Consider the following 14,444-nt stretch of genomic DNA (forward strand, 5'->3'; position numbering starts at 1 on the left):
CGCAGCCTTCGGCAGCTCCTACAGGGTGTACGTCATCCAATGTAGGAGCTGCCGAAGGCTGCGATCTTTTTTCAACAGGCGCCTACGCTATGGATTATGTGCCAAGTGCTCGGGCTGCAGGACGCGCTTGGCGCTCAGGTAGGCTTTCTGCCAGTAAGCCTTGGACAAGCTGTCCAGCTTGACCGTGCCGCCCGTGGCTGGCGCATGGACGAAGCGCCCTTCACCGACATAGATCCCGGCATGGCTGACCTGGGAGCCACCATTGGTGGCAAAGAAAATCAGGTCGCCGGTTTGCAGGCCTTCCTTGCCGACGTTGGGAGCCTGCATGCCGATCATCTCGCGTGTGGACCGCGGCAAGGAAATGCCTGCGACATCGCGATAGACGTAACCGATCAAACCGCTGCAATCGAACCCGGAATCCGGCGTGTTGCCGCCCCAACGATAAGGCGTCCCCACCAGACCGAGCGCGCGAAACAGCACGTCTTCTGCCGCAGGGGAAAAGGCTTGGGGAGAGCCGAAAACAATCGGTGCACGAACCACCGGCGCAGGAGGCGGTGTGCGGCTGGCGCAGGCGCTGAGCAGCGCTGCGAAGAACATGAGTGCGAGGCGGGCCGACATCGTCATAAACAGAACATCCTGATCTGGCTGCGGCTTTTTTCTGCCACAAAGACAGAAAAGAAAACCGCCTGCGCAGAACGCAGGCGGTTTGCCATCAATAATAGATCAGGATTCTAGCGGCTACGCGGCAAACTTCAAGTAAGACTTTAAGTTCGCCTTGTAAACTGTCCGCTTATTTGCGCGCAGTGACGATAGGCGCTGCAGCCGGTGCCATTGCGAGTGCACGCTTGGCTTCGATGAAGGTCTTGCTCCAGTAGCTGTCGCCCAGGCTATCGACCCGGACACCACCGCTTTTGCGGCTGCTGGAGTGGATGAACTGGTTGTCACCCATATAGATCCCGGCATGACTGACACGACCGCGACGGCCATTGGTGGCGAAGAACAGCAGGTCACCCGGCTTGAGGGCGCTGCGAGCCACCAGCGGAGCGTCAACGTTGATCATTTCGCGAGTGGAGCGCGGCAGGTTCATGCCAGCCTCTTCACGAAACAGATAACCGATGAAGCCGCTGCAGTCGAAGCCTGCCTCGGAGGTGCCGCCGAAACGGTAACGGGTACCGATCAGGGACATGCCACGTTCGAGGATGCTGTCAGCCAGAACCGGAAGCTGGTACGACTTGCCGCCGGCGAAGTCTGCCAGTTCTTTATTGGTTGCTAGCTCTTCCTGGAAAAGAACGGAAGAAGACTGTGCGGTAACTGAATTTGAAACCTGATGCTGTGGCTCTTGCTGGGACACTGGAGAGTGAGCAGCGCAACCGAACAACAGGGTGACGAGTGCGAGAGGCACGAGGGGTGCGAAGCGATTTAGCATGGGCACGACCGTGGCTGATAGTTGTAAAGAAGCCGAGACTATGCCCGCTATCGATCTCATTTGCAAATTCAATCGATCTTTATGTGACTTATCGGTTTCTCGTTTCCATCTAAGCGCTTAAGCCCATTTTGAACCTTTGCGCAGCCTGCCCCCTGCAGGAAAGCGGATTTGTTGACGCCTGGAATATGCCGGAACCCGCGAAAAACCTGGCCTTTACCAGCCCAACGTCTCCTTCAGGAACGGGATTGTCAGCTTGCGCTGAGCTTGAAGAGAGGCCTGATCGAGACGTTCAAGCAGCTCGAAAAGCGCACTCATGCTGCGAGTACCGCGAGTCAAAATAAAATGACCGACTTCGTCAGTCAGGTGCAGGCCACGACGGGAGGCGCGCAACTGCAAGGCACGCAACTTGTCTTCGTCAGAGAGCGGACGCATCTGGAAGATGAGTGCCAGTGTCAGCCGAGACTTGAGGTCCGCCAGCTTCACCGGTAGTTCGCGCGGGGATGTCGAGGCGGCGATCAGCAGACGCCGACCGCTGTCACGCAGACGATTGAACAGATGGAACAACGCCTCTTCCCAATCCGCTTTGCCGGCGACCGCCTGCAAATCATCCAGGCAAACCAGTTCGTATTGTTCGAGGTTGTCGAGGATTTCGATGCCGCGGTCCATCAACTCAGCCAGCGGCAGATACACCGCCGGTTCACCCATCTGCTCGAAACGCAGGCAAGCCGCCTGCAACAAATGCGTGCGCCCTACCCCGTGCTTGCCCCAGAGGTAAATCAGGCTTTCCGTCCAGCCGGCGTCGGCTTCGCACAGCCGCTCGACATAGCCGAGTGCAGCGGCATTGGCGCCTGGGTAGTAATTGATAAAGGTGGCGTCATCACGCAGACGCACACCTAGGGGCAGCTGAATCGGTTTCATGCTGACTGAACAGTTCCAAAGGAACCGTTAGTGGCCTCTGTGTAAAGTTTGCGAAGTTTATACCCGTGAAGCTGACGGCACAATGCGACAGACCACAAGCAAAATCAAAGGTTTGCGTTAACATGCTGGTTTTATGACAGTTTCTTTGGCGGTGCATGTGACAGCCGCGCGAGGGATACGGGCAAACCCGGTGTGAAACCAGGCTGCCCGCGACGAGCGATCAAGAAGCCTTACTTCTCAGACTCGTCGACACCACCGTAGATATCCGAATCTTTATACAAATCATGTACATGGCGCACCAGGACCATGATCACCGCCGCCACCGGCAATGCCAGCAGCACACCGGTAAAACCGAACAGCTCGCCGCCGGCCAGAATCGCAAAGATCACCGCCACCGGGTGCAGGCCGATCCGATCACCCACCAGCAACGGCGTCAGAACCATGCCTTCCAGCGCCTGGCCGACCATGAACACCGCGACGATACCGATCATGGGATACAGATCGCCACCGAACTGGAACAGACCGGCAATCAACGCCGCGCCAATCCCGATGACAAACCCCATGTACGGCACGATCGCCGCCAGACCGGCAATCAGACCGATCAACAGCCCCAACTCCAGTCCGACGATCATCAAGCCAGCGGCGTAGATCACACCCAGCGCCAGCATCACCAGCAACTGTCCGCGCACGAACGCCCCAAGCACTTCATGGCATTCCCCGGCCAGGGTCATGACCCGCTCTTCACGATCACGCGGCAGCAAGCTGCGGATCTTGGCCATCATCAGGTCCCAGTCGCGCAGCAGATAAAAACTCACCACCGGGATCAGCACCAGATTGGCCAGCCAGCCGATCAGCGCAAGGCCTGAAGCCGTCGCCTGACTCAGCACCACGCCGACAATGTCGGTGGTCTGGCCCATGTGCTCGCTGATCGCCGCCTTGAGCTTGTCGAACTTCCAGAAGCCCTCCGACAAACCCAACTTCGATTGCGCCCACGGCAACGCGGTGTGCTGCAACCAGTCGAGCATCTGCGGCGCCAGTTCATACAAGCGAAACAGCTGCTTGGCGAGCATCGGCACCAACACCAACAACAGCGTGGTGAGGACCATCGTGAACAACGCGAACACCGCCACCACGCCCCATGTCCGGGACAAGCCGAGCTTCTCCAGCCGATCCACCAGCGGGTCGAACAGATAGGCCAGCAACAGCGCCACCAGGAACGGCGTCAGGATCGGATGCAACAGGTAAACAAACGCGCAAAGCAGGGCCACCCCACCGAGCCAGAACCAACGCCGCGTATCGGCCATGTACCACTCCTGCTTCTATATAAAGAAAAAACTCACCAACGGAAATGCAACTCCGGCGTCGGGGCAGGCGCTGGCGCTGCGGCCGGCGCCGAACCCGCAGTCACCGGCTGAACAGGTGCCGGCGCCTGACTGGCCGGAACTTCCTGCAATTGCGCCAGGGACAACTGAGCTCGCAGCTGATCGGCGCTGCCGTTGACGCGATAAAGCACGCGGTCGCCATCGACACTTTGCAGACGCGCGCCAAAAGGCTCCAACAAACGCCCAAGCGTCGCATAACGCTCCAGATTCATGCCCTGCACTTCCAACAATTGCTCGCCCGACGCACCTGGCTTGGCGACGAAACGCGACGCCAGACGCTCGCTGACCGCCAGCATCACCGCATCGGCCACGGCGGCGGTATCGGCGCCCTGCACGCTACCGGCCTCTTTCTGATCGCCCAGCCACAGTCGCCACTTGGCTTGCCATTGCCCCCCTTCTTCACGGGCATGCACCGCCAGCAAGGCATCGGCATTGTAACGATCGGAGGCACTGCGCAATGGCGCAGGGTCGGCGCCTTCCAGATTCGGTGCCGTAGCGACGATCTGTTCATTCAGGTCAGCCAGCGGCAAACGCAGCGGCAGGCCACGGTGCTGAGCCGCCCGACGCAGGGGCGCAGCGCTGGCCTGACCATCACCGACCAGGCTCGAACCTTCGGTGGAATCGTTCAACCACCAGCCGAGGATCGACGGCCGATTGGCCCCCCACACAGCCAACCCGGCACGACGCAAGGCCTGCTCGGTGGTGGCCGGATCGAAATCGACTTTCAGCACTTGCGGTGGCCCGGCGTCGTAGCCGAACTGACTGATGATCTGCTGAGGGTCTTTGCGCACGGCCGCAAGCCCTGGGCTTTGCGCCGCCTTGGGATCGCCGGTCAAGCGCAACACCAGCGTTTCCAGCGCCTGCTGAGTCGCCTGATCGCGCTCCTCCGGTGTCTGGCCGCTGACCGGTTGGCGCACTTGATAGAGGCCTTTGACGGTTTCGGCATGGCTGGCCAGGCTGACCACGGATAAACAGCCCACGAACAAGAATTTAAGAAAACGCATGAAAGATTCCTGACGACAAGAGCGGCTGGAACAGACCGCATGAAGACGATTGAGCCAGGGCTGTGACCACACGCCCAAGCAAAACATTCACACGATCGCGGTAAGTTTTCGCACTGTCATAACGATAGACGGTTAACGTCGTACCTTATACAGCCATGTGGGACGCCGCCAACACGGGCAATATCAGTTTTTTTAACGCGATATGCCCCTGCCCGTCGGCACGAGGATGGCCGCTGCCCCTCAAGCCTGATAAAATCGCGCGCCTTCGCAGACCGGCTACAGCCGGGTGGTGTCGAAATAGCGCGTGAGGCAATTGCCTCATCAATTTCGACAGGCCCGCTGAACTCGGTCGTTACCCCTGAATCCCCCCTAAAGGCCTGGATCATGAGCAAGCAACCCTCCCTGAGCTACAAGGACGCCGGTGTAGACATCGACGCCGGTGAAGCATTGGTCGAACGCATCAAGAGCGTCGCCAAGCGCACTGCGCGCCCGGAAGTCATGGGCGGCCTGGGCGGTTTCGGCGCCCTCTGCGAAATCCCGGCCGGTTACAAACAACCGGTGCTGGTCTCGGGTACTGACGGCGTCGGCACCAAGCTGCGCCTGGCGCTGAACCTGAACAAGCACGACAGCATCGGCATCGACCTGGTGGCCATGTGCGTGAACGACCTGGTGGTCTGCGGCGCTGAGCCGTTGTTCTTCCTCGACTACTACGCCACTGGCAAACTGAACGTCGACACCGCTGCTCAGGTTGTAACCGGCATCGGCGCCGGCTGTGAACTGTCCGGCTGCTCCCTGGTCGGCGGCGAAACCGCTGAAATGCCTGGCATGTATGAAGGTGAAGACTACGACCTGGCCGGCTTCTGCGTCGGCGTCGTGGAAAAATCCGAAATCATCGACGGTTCGAAAGTCGCTGCCGGCGATGCCCTGCTCGCCCTGCCGTCTTCCGGCCCGCACTCCAACGGCTACTCGCTGATCCGCAAGATCATCGAAGTGTCGGGTTCCGACATCGAGAACATCCAGCTCGACGGCAAACCGCTGACCGACCTGCTGATGGCTCCGACCCGTATCTACGTGAAGCCGCTGCTCAAGCTGATCAAGGACACCGGCGCCGTCAAAGCCATGGCCCACATCACCGGTGGCGGCCTGCTGGACAACATCCCGCGTGTACTGCCAAAAGGCGCTCAAGCGGTGGTTGACGTCGCGAGCTGGACCCGCCCGGCGGTGTTCGACTGGCTGCAAGAGAAAGGCAACGTCGACGAAACCGAAATGCACCGCGTGCTGAACTGCGGCGTCGGCATGGTTATCTGCGTGGCTCAAGAACACGTTGAAACCGCGCTGAATGTCCTGCGTGAAGCTGGCGAGCAGCCATGGGTTATCGGTCAGATCGCCACCGCTGCCGAAGGCGCGGCCCAGGTCGAACTGAAGAACCTCAAGGCTCATTAATGTCCCAGACCTGTGATGTGGTGGTGCTGCTGTCTGGCACCGGCAGTAACTTGCAGGCCTTGATCGACAGCACGCGGACCGGCGACAGCCCGGCCCGCATTGCTGCGGTGATTTCCAACCGCGCCGATGCCTACGGCCTGCAACGCGCCAGGGACGCGGGTATCGACACCCGCACCCTGGATCACAAGGCTTTCGAGGGCCGCGAGGCCTTCGATGCCGCGCTGATCGAACTGATCGACGCCTTCAACCCCAAACTCGTGGTACTGGCCGGCTTCATGCGCATTCTCAGCGCTGGCTTCGTGCGCCATTACCAGGGTCGCCTGCTCAATATCCATCCCTCGCTGTTGCCCAAATACAAAGGGTTACACACTCATCAGCGCGCGCTGGAGGCCGGGGATACGGAACACGGCTGCTCCGTGCACTTCGTCACCGAGGAACTCGATGGCGGACCACTGGTCGTACAGGCAGTAATACCGGTAGAGTTGCACGATTCGCCGCAGAGTCTGGCGCAGCGAGTCCACACCCAGGAACACCTGATCTACCCGATGGCCGTACGCTGGTTTGCCGAAGGCCGTTTATCACTCGGCGAACAAGGTGCTTTACTGGACGGACAGTTACTCGCGGCCAGCGGCCACTTGATTCGAACCTAGGAGATTTTATGCGTCGTGCCCTGCTCTTCGCTTGCGCTCTGCTCGCCCTGCCGTTTGCGCAGGCCGCGGACCTTCAACCCTTCTCCGCCAGCTACACCGCCGACTGGAAGCAACTGCCCATGAGCGGCACCGCCGAACGCAGCCTGACCAAGGAAGCCAACGGCGTCTGGAAACTCAGCTTCAAGGCGTCGATGATGATCGCTAGCCTGACCGAAGAAAGCACCCTGACCCTGGACAAGGACACGCTGCTGCCGCAGTCCTACCACTTCGAACGCGGTGGCCTGGGCAAAGCCAAGAAGGCTGATCTGGATTTCGACTGGACCAACAAAATGGTCACCGGCACCGATCGCGGTGACGCCGTCAAGCTCCCGCTCAACCGCGGCATGGTCGACAAGTCCACCTATCAGCTGGCGCTGCAGCATGACGTGGCCTCCGGCAAGAAAAGCATGAGCTATCAGGTCGTCGATGCCGGCGAAGTCGATACCTATGACTTCCGCGTGCTGGGTTCGGAGAAAGTCGACACCAAGGCAGGCCAGATCGATGCGGTCAAGGTCGAGCGCGTGCGCGATCCGACACAAAGCAAGCGCATCACCGTGCTGTGGTTCGCCAAGGATTGGGATTACCTGCTGGTCCGTCTGCAACAGGTCGAAACCGACGGCAAGGAGTACAACATCATGCTCCTCGACGGTACGGTCAACGGCAAGACGGTCAAAGGCAGCTGATCCGGACCGACATGAAAGCCCCGCAAACGCGGGGCTTTTTTTCGTCTGGTGCTTAAACAACTTTGAACTGTGGCGAGGGGGCTTGCCCCCGTTCGGCTGCGCAGTAGTCGTAAATCCTGTGTCCGCGTTTTCCCTGATTCGCCGCGTTGCCTGGTTTTGGGGCCGCTTCGCAACCCAACGGGGGCAAGCCCCCTCGCCACAGATGTTGTGGCCAAATCGTCAGGCAAGAAAGTGGAACGCGAACGTGAAGGAATGCTCTATAAATTCAGGGTCTTTTTTGATCGAATGACTTTTTCCTGATCCCAGCGAGGTTTCCCATGACTGTTACCGTCAATACTGTCTCCGCCGAAGGCTTTCGTCACAGCGTCCAGATCGATGACCATGAACTGTTTGCCGATGTCCCCAAATCCAGCGGTGGCGAAGGCACGGCGCCTGAACCCCATGACTATTTCGACGCAGCCCTCGGTGCCTGCAAGGCCCTGACCTTGAAACTGTATGCTAAAAAGAAGGGCATTCCACTGACCGGCGTCGGGGTCGAGGTCAAGCGAGACAACAGTGAAGAGCTGAAAGGCAAATATGCCCTGCACGTCAAACTCACGCTCAAGGGCGTACTCACCGACGCCCAGCGCGACGAACTGCACCGCGTGGCCGACCACTGCCCGGTACACAAGCTGATGACCACCTCTGAAGTCAGCATCGAGACTCATCTGTCCGAAGGCGCCTTCAGCCAATAGCGGCAACGGCTGCGCAAGCGGGTTATGCTCCCTGCGTCACCCGCTCAGCCTGGAATGCACCATGAACACTCCGCTCGTGATCCGTCCCCGCGCCGAAGATGTCGAAGGCCAGCCGATCCTTCGCCCTTTGCCGTCAGCCAAATGCCGCAACGTCGGGCCCTTCGTGTTTTTCGACCACATGCTCGAAACCCGTTATCCACCGGGCAAAGGCATGAACATCCGTCAGCACCCGCACATCGGCCTGTCCACCCTCACCTACCTGTTCGAAGGGCAAATCCAGCACAAGGACAGCCTCGGTTCCGATCAGGTGGTGAATGCCGGCGATGTCAGCTGGATGACCGCCGGCAGTGGGATTGCTCATGTCGAACGCACGCCCGAAGCATTGAGGGACAGCGGCGGTACGATGCACGGCTTACAGATCTGGCTGGCTTCGCCCAAGGACCGTGAACACGGCCCGGGACACTACAGCCACCATCCCGCTGCCACGCTGCCCGTCAGCGAAAACCTTGGAGTGAAGATACGGATGATCGCCGGGACGGGCTTTTGCCTCGAATCGCCGGTCCCGGTGCTTTCGCCTACGCTATATGCCGAATTGAACCTGCAAACGGCAACCACGCTGCTGATTCCCACCGAGCATGAAGAACGGGCGCTGTATGTGTTGAGCGGCGAGGCGCAGCTTGATGGCGAGCTGCTGGAGCCCTACACGCTAGTAGTGCTGCCGGCCGGGGAAGAGATGACGCTGTTCGCCGAGAGTGACTGCCATGCCGTGCTGTTTGGCGGAGCGCCACTGGACGGGCCACGACGGATCAACTGGAACTTCGTGGCCAGCGATCCGGCATTGATTGATGAAGCACGTCGGCGCTGGGCGGCCGGGGATTGGCCGACGGTGCCGGGGGAAAGTGAGCGGATTGAGTTGCCGTAGCGCGTAAACATCAAAAGATCGCAGCCTTCGGCAGCTCCTACAGAGGTACGCGCCCCCTGTAGGAGCTGTCGAGTGAAACGAGGCTGCGATCTTTTGATCCGAGGGGCAATCAGCCCTTGAACACTTCATCCAGCAAGTTATGCATCGACGTGAACGCGCGAGCCGCGGTTTTCGCGTCATACATCATCGTGCCCGGCACGTTGGCATGCGGGTCGGTGAACGAATGCACCGCGCCACCATAGCTCAGCAATTGCCAATCCACACCGGCGGCATTCATCTCAGCTTCAAACGCTGGCAGTTGCTCTTTCGGCACCAACGGATCGGCAGCGCCATGCAGCACCAGCACCGAACCCTTGATGCTTTTCGCATCGTTCACGTTCGGCGTATCCAGTGTGCCGTGGAACGACACCGCCGCTCTCACCGGCGCACCGCTACGCGCCAATTCCAGCGCGCAGCAACCACCGAAGCAGAAACCAAAGGTCGCCAGTTTCGAGGTATCGACCGCCGCCTCGCCCTGCCCTTGCAGTTGTTCGAAAGCTGCCTGCATGCGTTTGCGCAGTAAGGCGCGATCATTCTTCAACGGCATCATCGCCGCGCCTGCCTGGTCGCCGTTCTGCGGACGAACCGATTGCCCGTACAGATCCGCGATCAGCACCACATAACCCTTGGATGCCACCGATTTGGCAATCTCCTCGGCGCCAAAGCTGACGCCCATCCAGTTCGGCGCCATCAACAGACCCGGACGCGGGCCTTTATGGTCGGCATCGAAGGCCAGACGGCTTTCATACGATTGGCCGTCGATCTGATAGGCGACGGATCGAACAGTGATTTGGCTCATGACTGACTCCCAGTAAAAAAGCACCAGAATGAAAAAACCCGCCGAAGCGGGTTTTTATACAACATGGTTAAACCGACAGTTCAACCAGCAGCTTGTTCAGACGACGCACATAAGCGGCCGGGTCTTTCAAGCTGTCGCCGGCCGCCAGGGCTGCCTGATCGAACAGAATGTGCGACAGGTCGCCGAAGCGCTCGTCGCTCTGCTCGTTGTCGAGTTTCTCGATCAGCGGGTGAGCCGGGTTGAATTCGAAGATCGGTTTCGAATCCGGAACCTTCTGACCGCTGGCTTCCAGGATCTGACGCATTTGCAGGCCCAGGTCCTGCTCGCCGATGGCCAGAATCGCCGGGGAATCGGTCAGGCGGTGGGAAACCCGCACTTCAGCAACGGACTCACCCAAAGCGGTCTTGAGACGCTCAACCAGACCTTCTTTGGACTTGGCGACTTCTTCCGCGGCTTTCTTGTCTTCTTCCGAATCCAGGTTGCCGAGGTCCAGGTCACCGCGCGCCACGTCGACAAAGCTCTTGCCGTCGAAGTCGTTGAGGTAGCTCATCAGCCACTCGTCGATACGGTCGGTCAGCAGCAGCACTTCGATGCCTTTCTTGCGGAAGACTTCCAGGTGCGGGCTGTTTTTGACTTGCGCGTAGGTTTCGCCGGTCAGGTAGTAGATCTTGTCCTGACCTTCCTTGGCACGGGCCAGGTAGTCGGCCAGACCTACAACCTGCTCGCCGTCGTCGCCCTGAGTGGACGCGAAACGCAGCAGACCGGCAATTTTTTCTTTGTTGGCGAAGTCTTCTGCCGGGCCTTCTTTCATGACCTGACCGAAGTTCTTCCAGAAGCCTTTGTATTGCTCAGGCTCGTTCTTCGCCAGTTTTTCCAGCATGTCCAGAACGCGCTTGGTCAGCGCCGACTTCATGGAGTCGATGATCGGGTCTTTCTGCAGGATTTCCCGCGACACGTTCAGCGACAGGTCGTTGGAATCAACCACGCCTTTGATGAAGCGCAGGTACAGCGGCAGGAACGACTCAGCCTGATCCATGACGAACACGCGCTGCACGTACAGTTTCAGGCCTTTCGGCGCTTCACGCTGGTACAGATCGAACGGAGCACGGGTCGGCACATAAAGCAGCGAGGTGTACTCGAGCTTGCCTTCGACCTTGTTGTGGCTCCAGCTCAGCGGGTTTTCGAAATCGTGAGCGACGTGCTTGTAGAACTCCTGGTATTCCTCGTCCTTCACTTCAGTGCGAGGGCGAGTCCACAGGGCGCTGGCGCGGTTGACGGTTTCCCACTCAACGGCAGGCTTCTCTTCGCCTTCAACGGCTGCCACTTCTTTCGGCAACTCGATCGGCAGAGCGATGTGGTCGGAGTACTTCTTGATGATGTTGCGCAGACGCCAGCCATCGGCGAACTCGTCTTCACCGGACTTCAGGTGCAGAACGATGCGAGTGCCGCGCTCGGCTTTATCAACGGTGGCAACTTCAAAATCGCCTTCGCCCTTGGACGACCAGTGCACACCTTCGCTGGCAGCGAGGCCGGCACGGCGGCTGAATACATCAACTTTATCGGCGACGATGAACGCCGAGTAGAAACCGACACCGAACTGACCGATCAGGTGCGAGTCTTTTTTCTGATCGCCAGACAGGTGCTTCATGAAATCGGCGGTGCCGGACTTGGCGATGGTGCCCAGGTGAGTGACCGCATCTTCACGGCTCATGCCGATGCCGTTGTCTTCGAGGGTGACGGTTTTAGCGTCCTTGTCGAAGCTCACACGGATTTTCAGTTCAGCGCCGCCTTCCAGCAATTCAGGCTTGGCCAGCGCTTCAAAACGTAATTTATCGACAGCGTCAGAGGCGTTCGAGATCAATTCGCGAAGGAAGATTTCCTTGTTGGAATACAGCGAATGGATCATGAGGTGCAGCAGCTGCTTCACCTCGGTCTGGAAGCCCAGGGTTTCCTTTTGAGTTTCCACACTCATGGTCATCAAACTCCAATCAGATGGCAGTGGCCGCGACCTTGAGGGTCGGCGGCGGGTTGTCCTCAGAGTTGGGGGCTGAGATCAGGATTTCAAGGGCTCTTCGATTTTGAAGTGGGCCCGGGCCGTGGCAATGGGCTCGGCTTCGGTGCTTTGCCAGGCGGTAATCGCCACGTTTGCCACCCGCCGCCCCTGGCGACAAACCTGGCATCGGGCCCAGGTATCGCGAAACTGCCCTGCGCGCAGGTAGTCGAGGGAAAAGTCGATAATCTTCGGCACACCGGGCGAGCCGGTGAAAATCAACAGGTGCAGCGCTGCCGAGAGCTCCATGAACCCGGCAATCACCCCACCATGAATCGCTGGCAGTAAAGGGTTACCAATGTTGTCCTTGTTGGCCGGCAGACGAAACAGCAGCTCATCTCCTACCCGCGAACATTCGACGCCGATCAGCTCGGCGTAAGGAATCAGCTGCAGCAGCGCGGCGTAGTCCCCCTGAGCATGGGCCTGTTGAAGCTGTTCCTTGAACGTGTCGGTCATTTCGCAACTCCAACAATGGCACCGGCAATGACACCGCCAAAGTTTTTGGTACCTTTGATGCCCTTACCCATGCGCATGAAGGTGCCCACCACGTGGGCGATGGGCTGTTCGGGGTCGTCCTGATAGGCAAAACCGCGCGCAAAAATCACATCGGTAGTCACTCGGTAGCATTGGGCGAAGCCGTAAACGTCCTTGTGTGGCTCGGCGGCGTGCATGTAGTCGATGCGCAAGTCGAGCGTCGGGCAGACTTCGAACTCAGGCAGCACGCAGAGGGTGGCCATGCCGCAGGCAGTGTCCATCAGCGAGGTCAGCGCACCGCCATGAATCACCCCCGTTTGCGGGTTACCGACGATCCGCGGGCTGTACGGCAGAATCACCGTCAGCCCTTCGCTGCTGGCGCTGTGAACGCGCATGCCGAGTACCTGACAATGGCGCAACGCCGACAGGAATCGCGTCGCACGCTCAAAAACGGGGTTTTCGGCCATTTGATAAAACTCTTCTTAGTGTCCGGACAAAGTAGCAGGCTAGCGGGCAAAAGTTCCGTTGCAAAACAAACATATATATCTGTGTGAATTGAGGAACTTAACCCTGATAACGGTGCTCGAAAGGCCAGTAGATATTTTCCATCAGGAGAAACACCCCATGCGTAAGACTTTAGCTATTGCCTTGATGTTGACCGCTTCCCTCGGTCTCGCCGCCTGCGGTAAAAAACCCGAGGACAAAGCTCAAGATGCCACCAAACAAACCGAGCAAGTTCAGGAAAAAATGAGCCAAGCTCAGGATAAAGTGAACGAAGCAGCAAAAGAAAACGCTGAAGCTGCCAAAGCTCAGACCGAATCGAACGCAGCCGCTCCGGCAGCGCCTACAGAAGCACCTAAAAACTAAAACAGTTTTTAGCGTGATAAAAGAAAACCCGCCATGTGCGGGTTTTCTTTTGCCTGTTACTTGGTGCATTAGAGCAAAACGGTTCTAAAAGTCGGACTAATCATCAGCAACAACGAACACACTAAATCCAGAAACCACACCAGACTGCGCTGCCAGGCAAATACTCATCAAGCCGCCTCTTTGTTCAGCTCAGGCAATGGCGCCTCTGTAGGTGTATAGACCATCACGTCAAGAACGTCGGAGTGAAACTCGCGGCGATACAACACAAACACGACACCGGCGCTCATCAACATGAACAACCAGGGGCTGACAAACCACGCCAGCATGCTCATGCCGAAGTAATAGGAACGCAGACCGAAGTTGAACTGGTTGGCCGCCAGGGAGATGACACGGGCGGCTCGGGAAGCAAAGGCGTTACGCTCTTGCTCGGACACATGCCGCTCACCAATCATTGGCGCCGAACCCACGAGAATGGCCGCAAAGTTGTACTGACGCATGCACCAGCTGAACGTAAAGAACGCATAGACAAACACCAGCGCCAGGCACAACAACTTGATCTCCGACATGCCTTGGGAAGCCTGTTGCACCATCGGGATATCCGCCAGCAACGACACGGCTCTTTCGGACGCCCCCAACACCGTGAGAATACCGGCCAGGATAATCAACGTGCTGGAAGCGAAGAACGAGGCGTTGCGCTCCAGGTTACCGATCACGCTGGCATCGGCGATGCGGTTGTCGCGCAACAGCATGCGGCGCATCCAGTCTTCGCGGTACAGGTGCAGCACACTGGCCAGGCATGCGGTGTCACGGCCCTTCCATGTCGCGTAACGGGTGTAGCCACCCCAGCAGACGACAAACCAGAGCGCGGCGAGGATGTGGATCAGATTGGCGTGGATGAACGACATGCAGTTCCTTGTGATGTGTAGACAATGATGAAACCTTCGGATAGTGCTTCGACGTTAGCCCAAGGAAAAAGACACTGCACCGCATCCATAAAAAATGCCCCGTATCGAT

Annotated in this window: 16 protein-coding genes and 1 pseudogene; 6 read left to right on the forward strand and 11 right to left on the reverse strand. The window is 58.6% G+C overall.

The window, feature by feature from the left end:
- Positions 1–87: 87 nt before the first annotated feature.
- The 5 genes from ACEN9A_RS21260 to ACEN9A_RS21280 form a co-directional block, all read right to left on the reverse strand.
- The gene (locus tag ACEN9A_RS21260) at positions 88–624 is read right to left on the reverse strand and encodes a C40 family peptidase (protein WP_019579635.1); all 537 of its coding nucleotides are present in this window, start codon (positions 622–624) and stop codon (positions 88–90) included.
- 166 nt (positions 625–790) lie between these two features.
- On the reverse strand, positions 791–1,426 hold the full coding sequence (locus ACEN9A_RS21265; protein WP_413388228.1) for a C40 family peptidase: 636 nt from the start codon (positions 1,424–1,426) through the stop codon (positions 791–793).
- A 213-nt stretch (positions 1,427–1,639) separates the two neighbouring features.
- The gene (gene hda, locus ACEN9A_RS21270) at positions 1,640–2,344 is read right to left on the reverse strand and encodes a DnaA regulatory inactivator Hda (RefSeq protein ID WP_007936072.1); all 705 of its coding nucleotides are present in this window, start codon (positions 2,342–2,344) and stop codon (positions 1,640–1,642) included.
- A gap of 230 nt (positions 2,345–2,574) precedes the next feature.
- Positions 2,575–3,648, reverse strand: a complete 1,074-nt coding sequence (locus tag ACEN9A_RS21275) for an AI-2E family transporter (protein WP_018925123.1) — start codon at positions 3,646–3,648, stop codon at positions 2,575–2,577.
- Between the two features lie 32 nt (positions 3,649–3,680).
- Complete coding sequence (locus ACEN9A_RS21280) at positions 3,681–4,730, reverse strand: DUF2066 domain-containing protein (protein ID WP_258670437.1); 1,050 nt, start codon at positions 4,728–4,730, stop codon at positions 3,681–3,683.
- A 384-nt stretch (positions 4,731–5,114) separates the two neighbouring features.
- Between ACEN9A_RS21280 and purM the strand changes: the two genes are divergently transcribed.
- The 5 genes from purM to ACEN9A_RS21305 all read left to right on the forward strand — a co-directional run bounded on the left by purM (position 5,115) and on the right by ACEN9A_RS21305 (position 9,201).
- A complete protein-coding gene (gene purM, locus ACEN9A_RS21285; RefSeq protein ID WP_007936066.1) occupies positions 5,115–6,173 on the forward strand; it encodes a phosphoribosylformylglycinamidine cyclo-ligase in 1,059 nt (352 codons plus the stop codon).
- Positions 6,173–6,823, forward strand: a complete 651-nt coding sequence (purN, locus tag ACEN9A_RS21290; protein ID WP_008013876.1) for a phosphoribosylglycinamide formyltransferase — start codon at positions 6,173–6,175, stop codon at positions 6,821–6,823. The genes purM and purN overlap by 1 nt, the downstream gene beginning before the upstream one ends.
- An 8-nt stretch (positions 6,824–6,831) precedes the next feature.
- On the forward strand, positions 6,832–7,545 hold the full coding sequence (locus tag ACEN9A_RS21295) for a DUF3108 domain-containing protein (protein ID WP_258670441.1): 714 nt from the start codon (positions 6,832–6,834) through the stop codon (positions 7,543–7,545).
- 317 nt (positions 7,546–7,862) lie between these two features.
- Positions 7,863–8,279, forward strand: coding sequence for an OsmC family protein (locus ACEN9A_RS21300; RefSeq protein ID WP_258670444.1), 417 nt, complete (start codon positions 7,863–7,865; stop codon positions 8,277–8,279).
- Positions 8,280–8,340: 61 nt separating this feature from the next.
- Positions 8,341–9,201, forward strand: coding sequence for a pirin family protein (locus ACEN9A_RS21305; RefSeq protein ID WP_258670446.1), 861 nt, complete (start codon positions 8,341–8,343; stop codon positions 9,199–9,201).
- 109 nt (positions 9,202–9,310) lie between these two features.
- Here the strand turns inward: ACEN9A_RS21305 and ACEN9A_RS21310 are convergent, their stop codons facing one another.
- The 4 genes from ACEN9A_RS21310 to ACEN9A_RS21325 all read right to left on the reverse strand — a co-directional run bounded on the left by ACEN9A_RS21310 (position 9,311) and on the right by ACEN9A_RS21325 (position 13,030).
- The gene (locus ACEN9A_RS21310; protein WP_258670448.1) at positions 9,311–10,039 is read right to left on the reverse strand and encodes a dienelactone hydrolase family protein; all 729 of its coding nucleotides are present in this window, start codon (positions 10,037–10,039) and stop codon (positions 9,311–9,313) included.
- A 67-nt stretch (positions 10,040–10,106) separates the two neighbouring features.
- Entirely contained in the window at positions 10,107–12,011 is a 1,905-nt protein-coding gene (gene htpG / locus ACEN9A_RS21315) for a molecular chaperone HtpG (protein ID WP_258670450.1), read from the reverse strand.
- 81 nt (positions 12,012–12,092) lie between these two features.
- Complete coding sequence (locus ACEN9A_RS21320; protein WP_019579626.1) at positions 12,093–12,545, reverse strand: PaaI family thioesterase; 453 nt, start codon at positions 12,543–12,545, stop codon at positions 12,093–12,095.
- Positions 12,542–13,030: a PaaI family thioesterase gene (locus ACEN9A_RS21325; RefSeq protein WP_258670452.1), complete on the reverse strand. Its 489-nt coding sequence runs from the start codon at positions 13,028–13,030 to the stop codon at positions 12,542–12,544. The genes ACEN9A_RS21320 and ACEN9A_RS21325 overlap by 4 nt, the downstream gene beginning before the upstream one ends.
- A 157-nt stretch (positions 13,031–13,187) precedes the next feature.
- Here ACEN9A_RS21325 and ACEN9A_RS21330 point away from each other — a divergent pair, with 157 nt between their 5' ends.
- Entirely contained in the window at positions 13,188–13,430 is a 243-nt protein-coding gene (locus ACEN9A_RS21330) for a hypothetical protein (protein WP_258670455.1), read from the forward strand.
- Between the two features lie 68 nt (positions 13,431–13,498).
- On the opposite strand, the pseudogene ACEN9A_RS21335 reads toward ACEN9A_RS21330, so the two are convergent.
- Positions 13,499–13,588, reverse strand: a pseudogene (locus ACEN9A_RS21335) (MAPEG family protein); the annotation flags it as partial.
- A 9-nt stretch (positions 13,589–13,597) separates the two neighbouring features.
- Positions 13,598–14,335 carry a DUF599 domain-containing protein gene (locus tag ACEN9A_RS21340; RefSeq protein WP_019648154.1) on the reverse strand — a complete coding sequence of 246 codons (738 nt, stop codon included), beginning with the start codon at positions 14,333–14,335 and terminating at the stop codon, positions 13,598–13,600.
- Positions 14,336–14,444 lie beyond the last annotated feature (109 nt).

This window comes from Pseudomonas sp. Pseusp18, assembly GCF_059506005.1.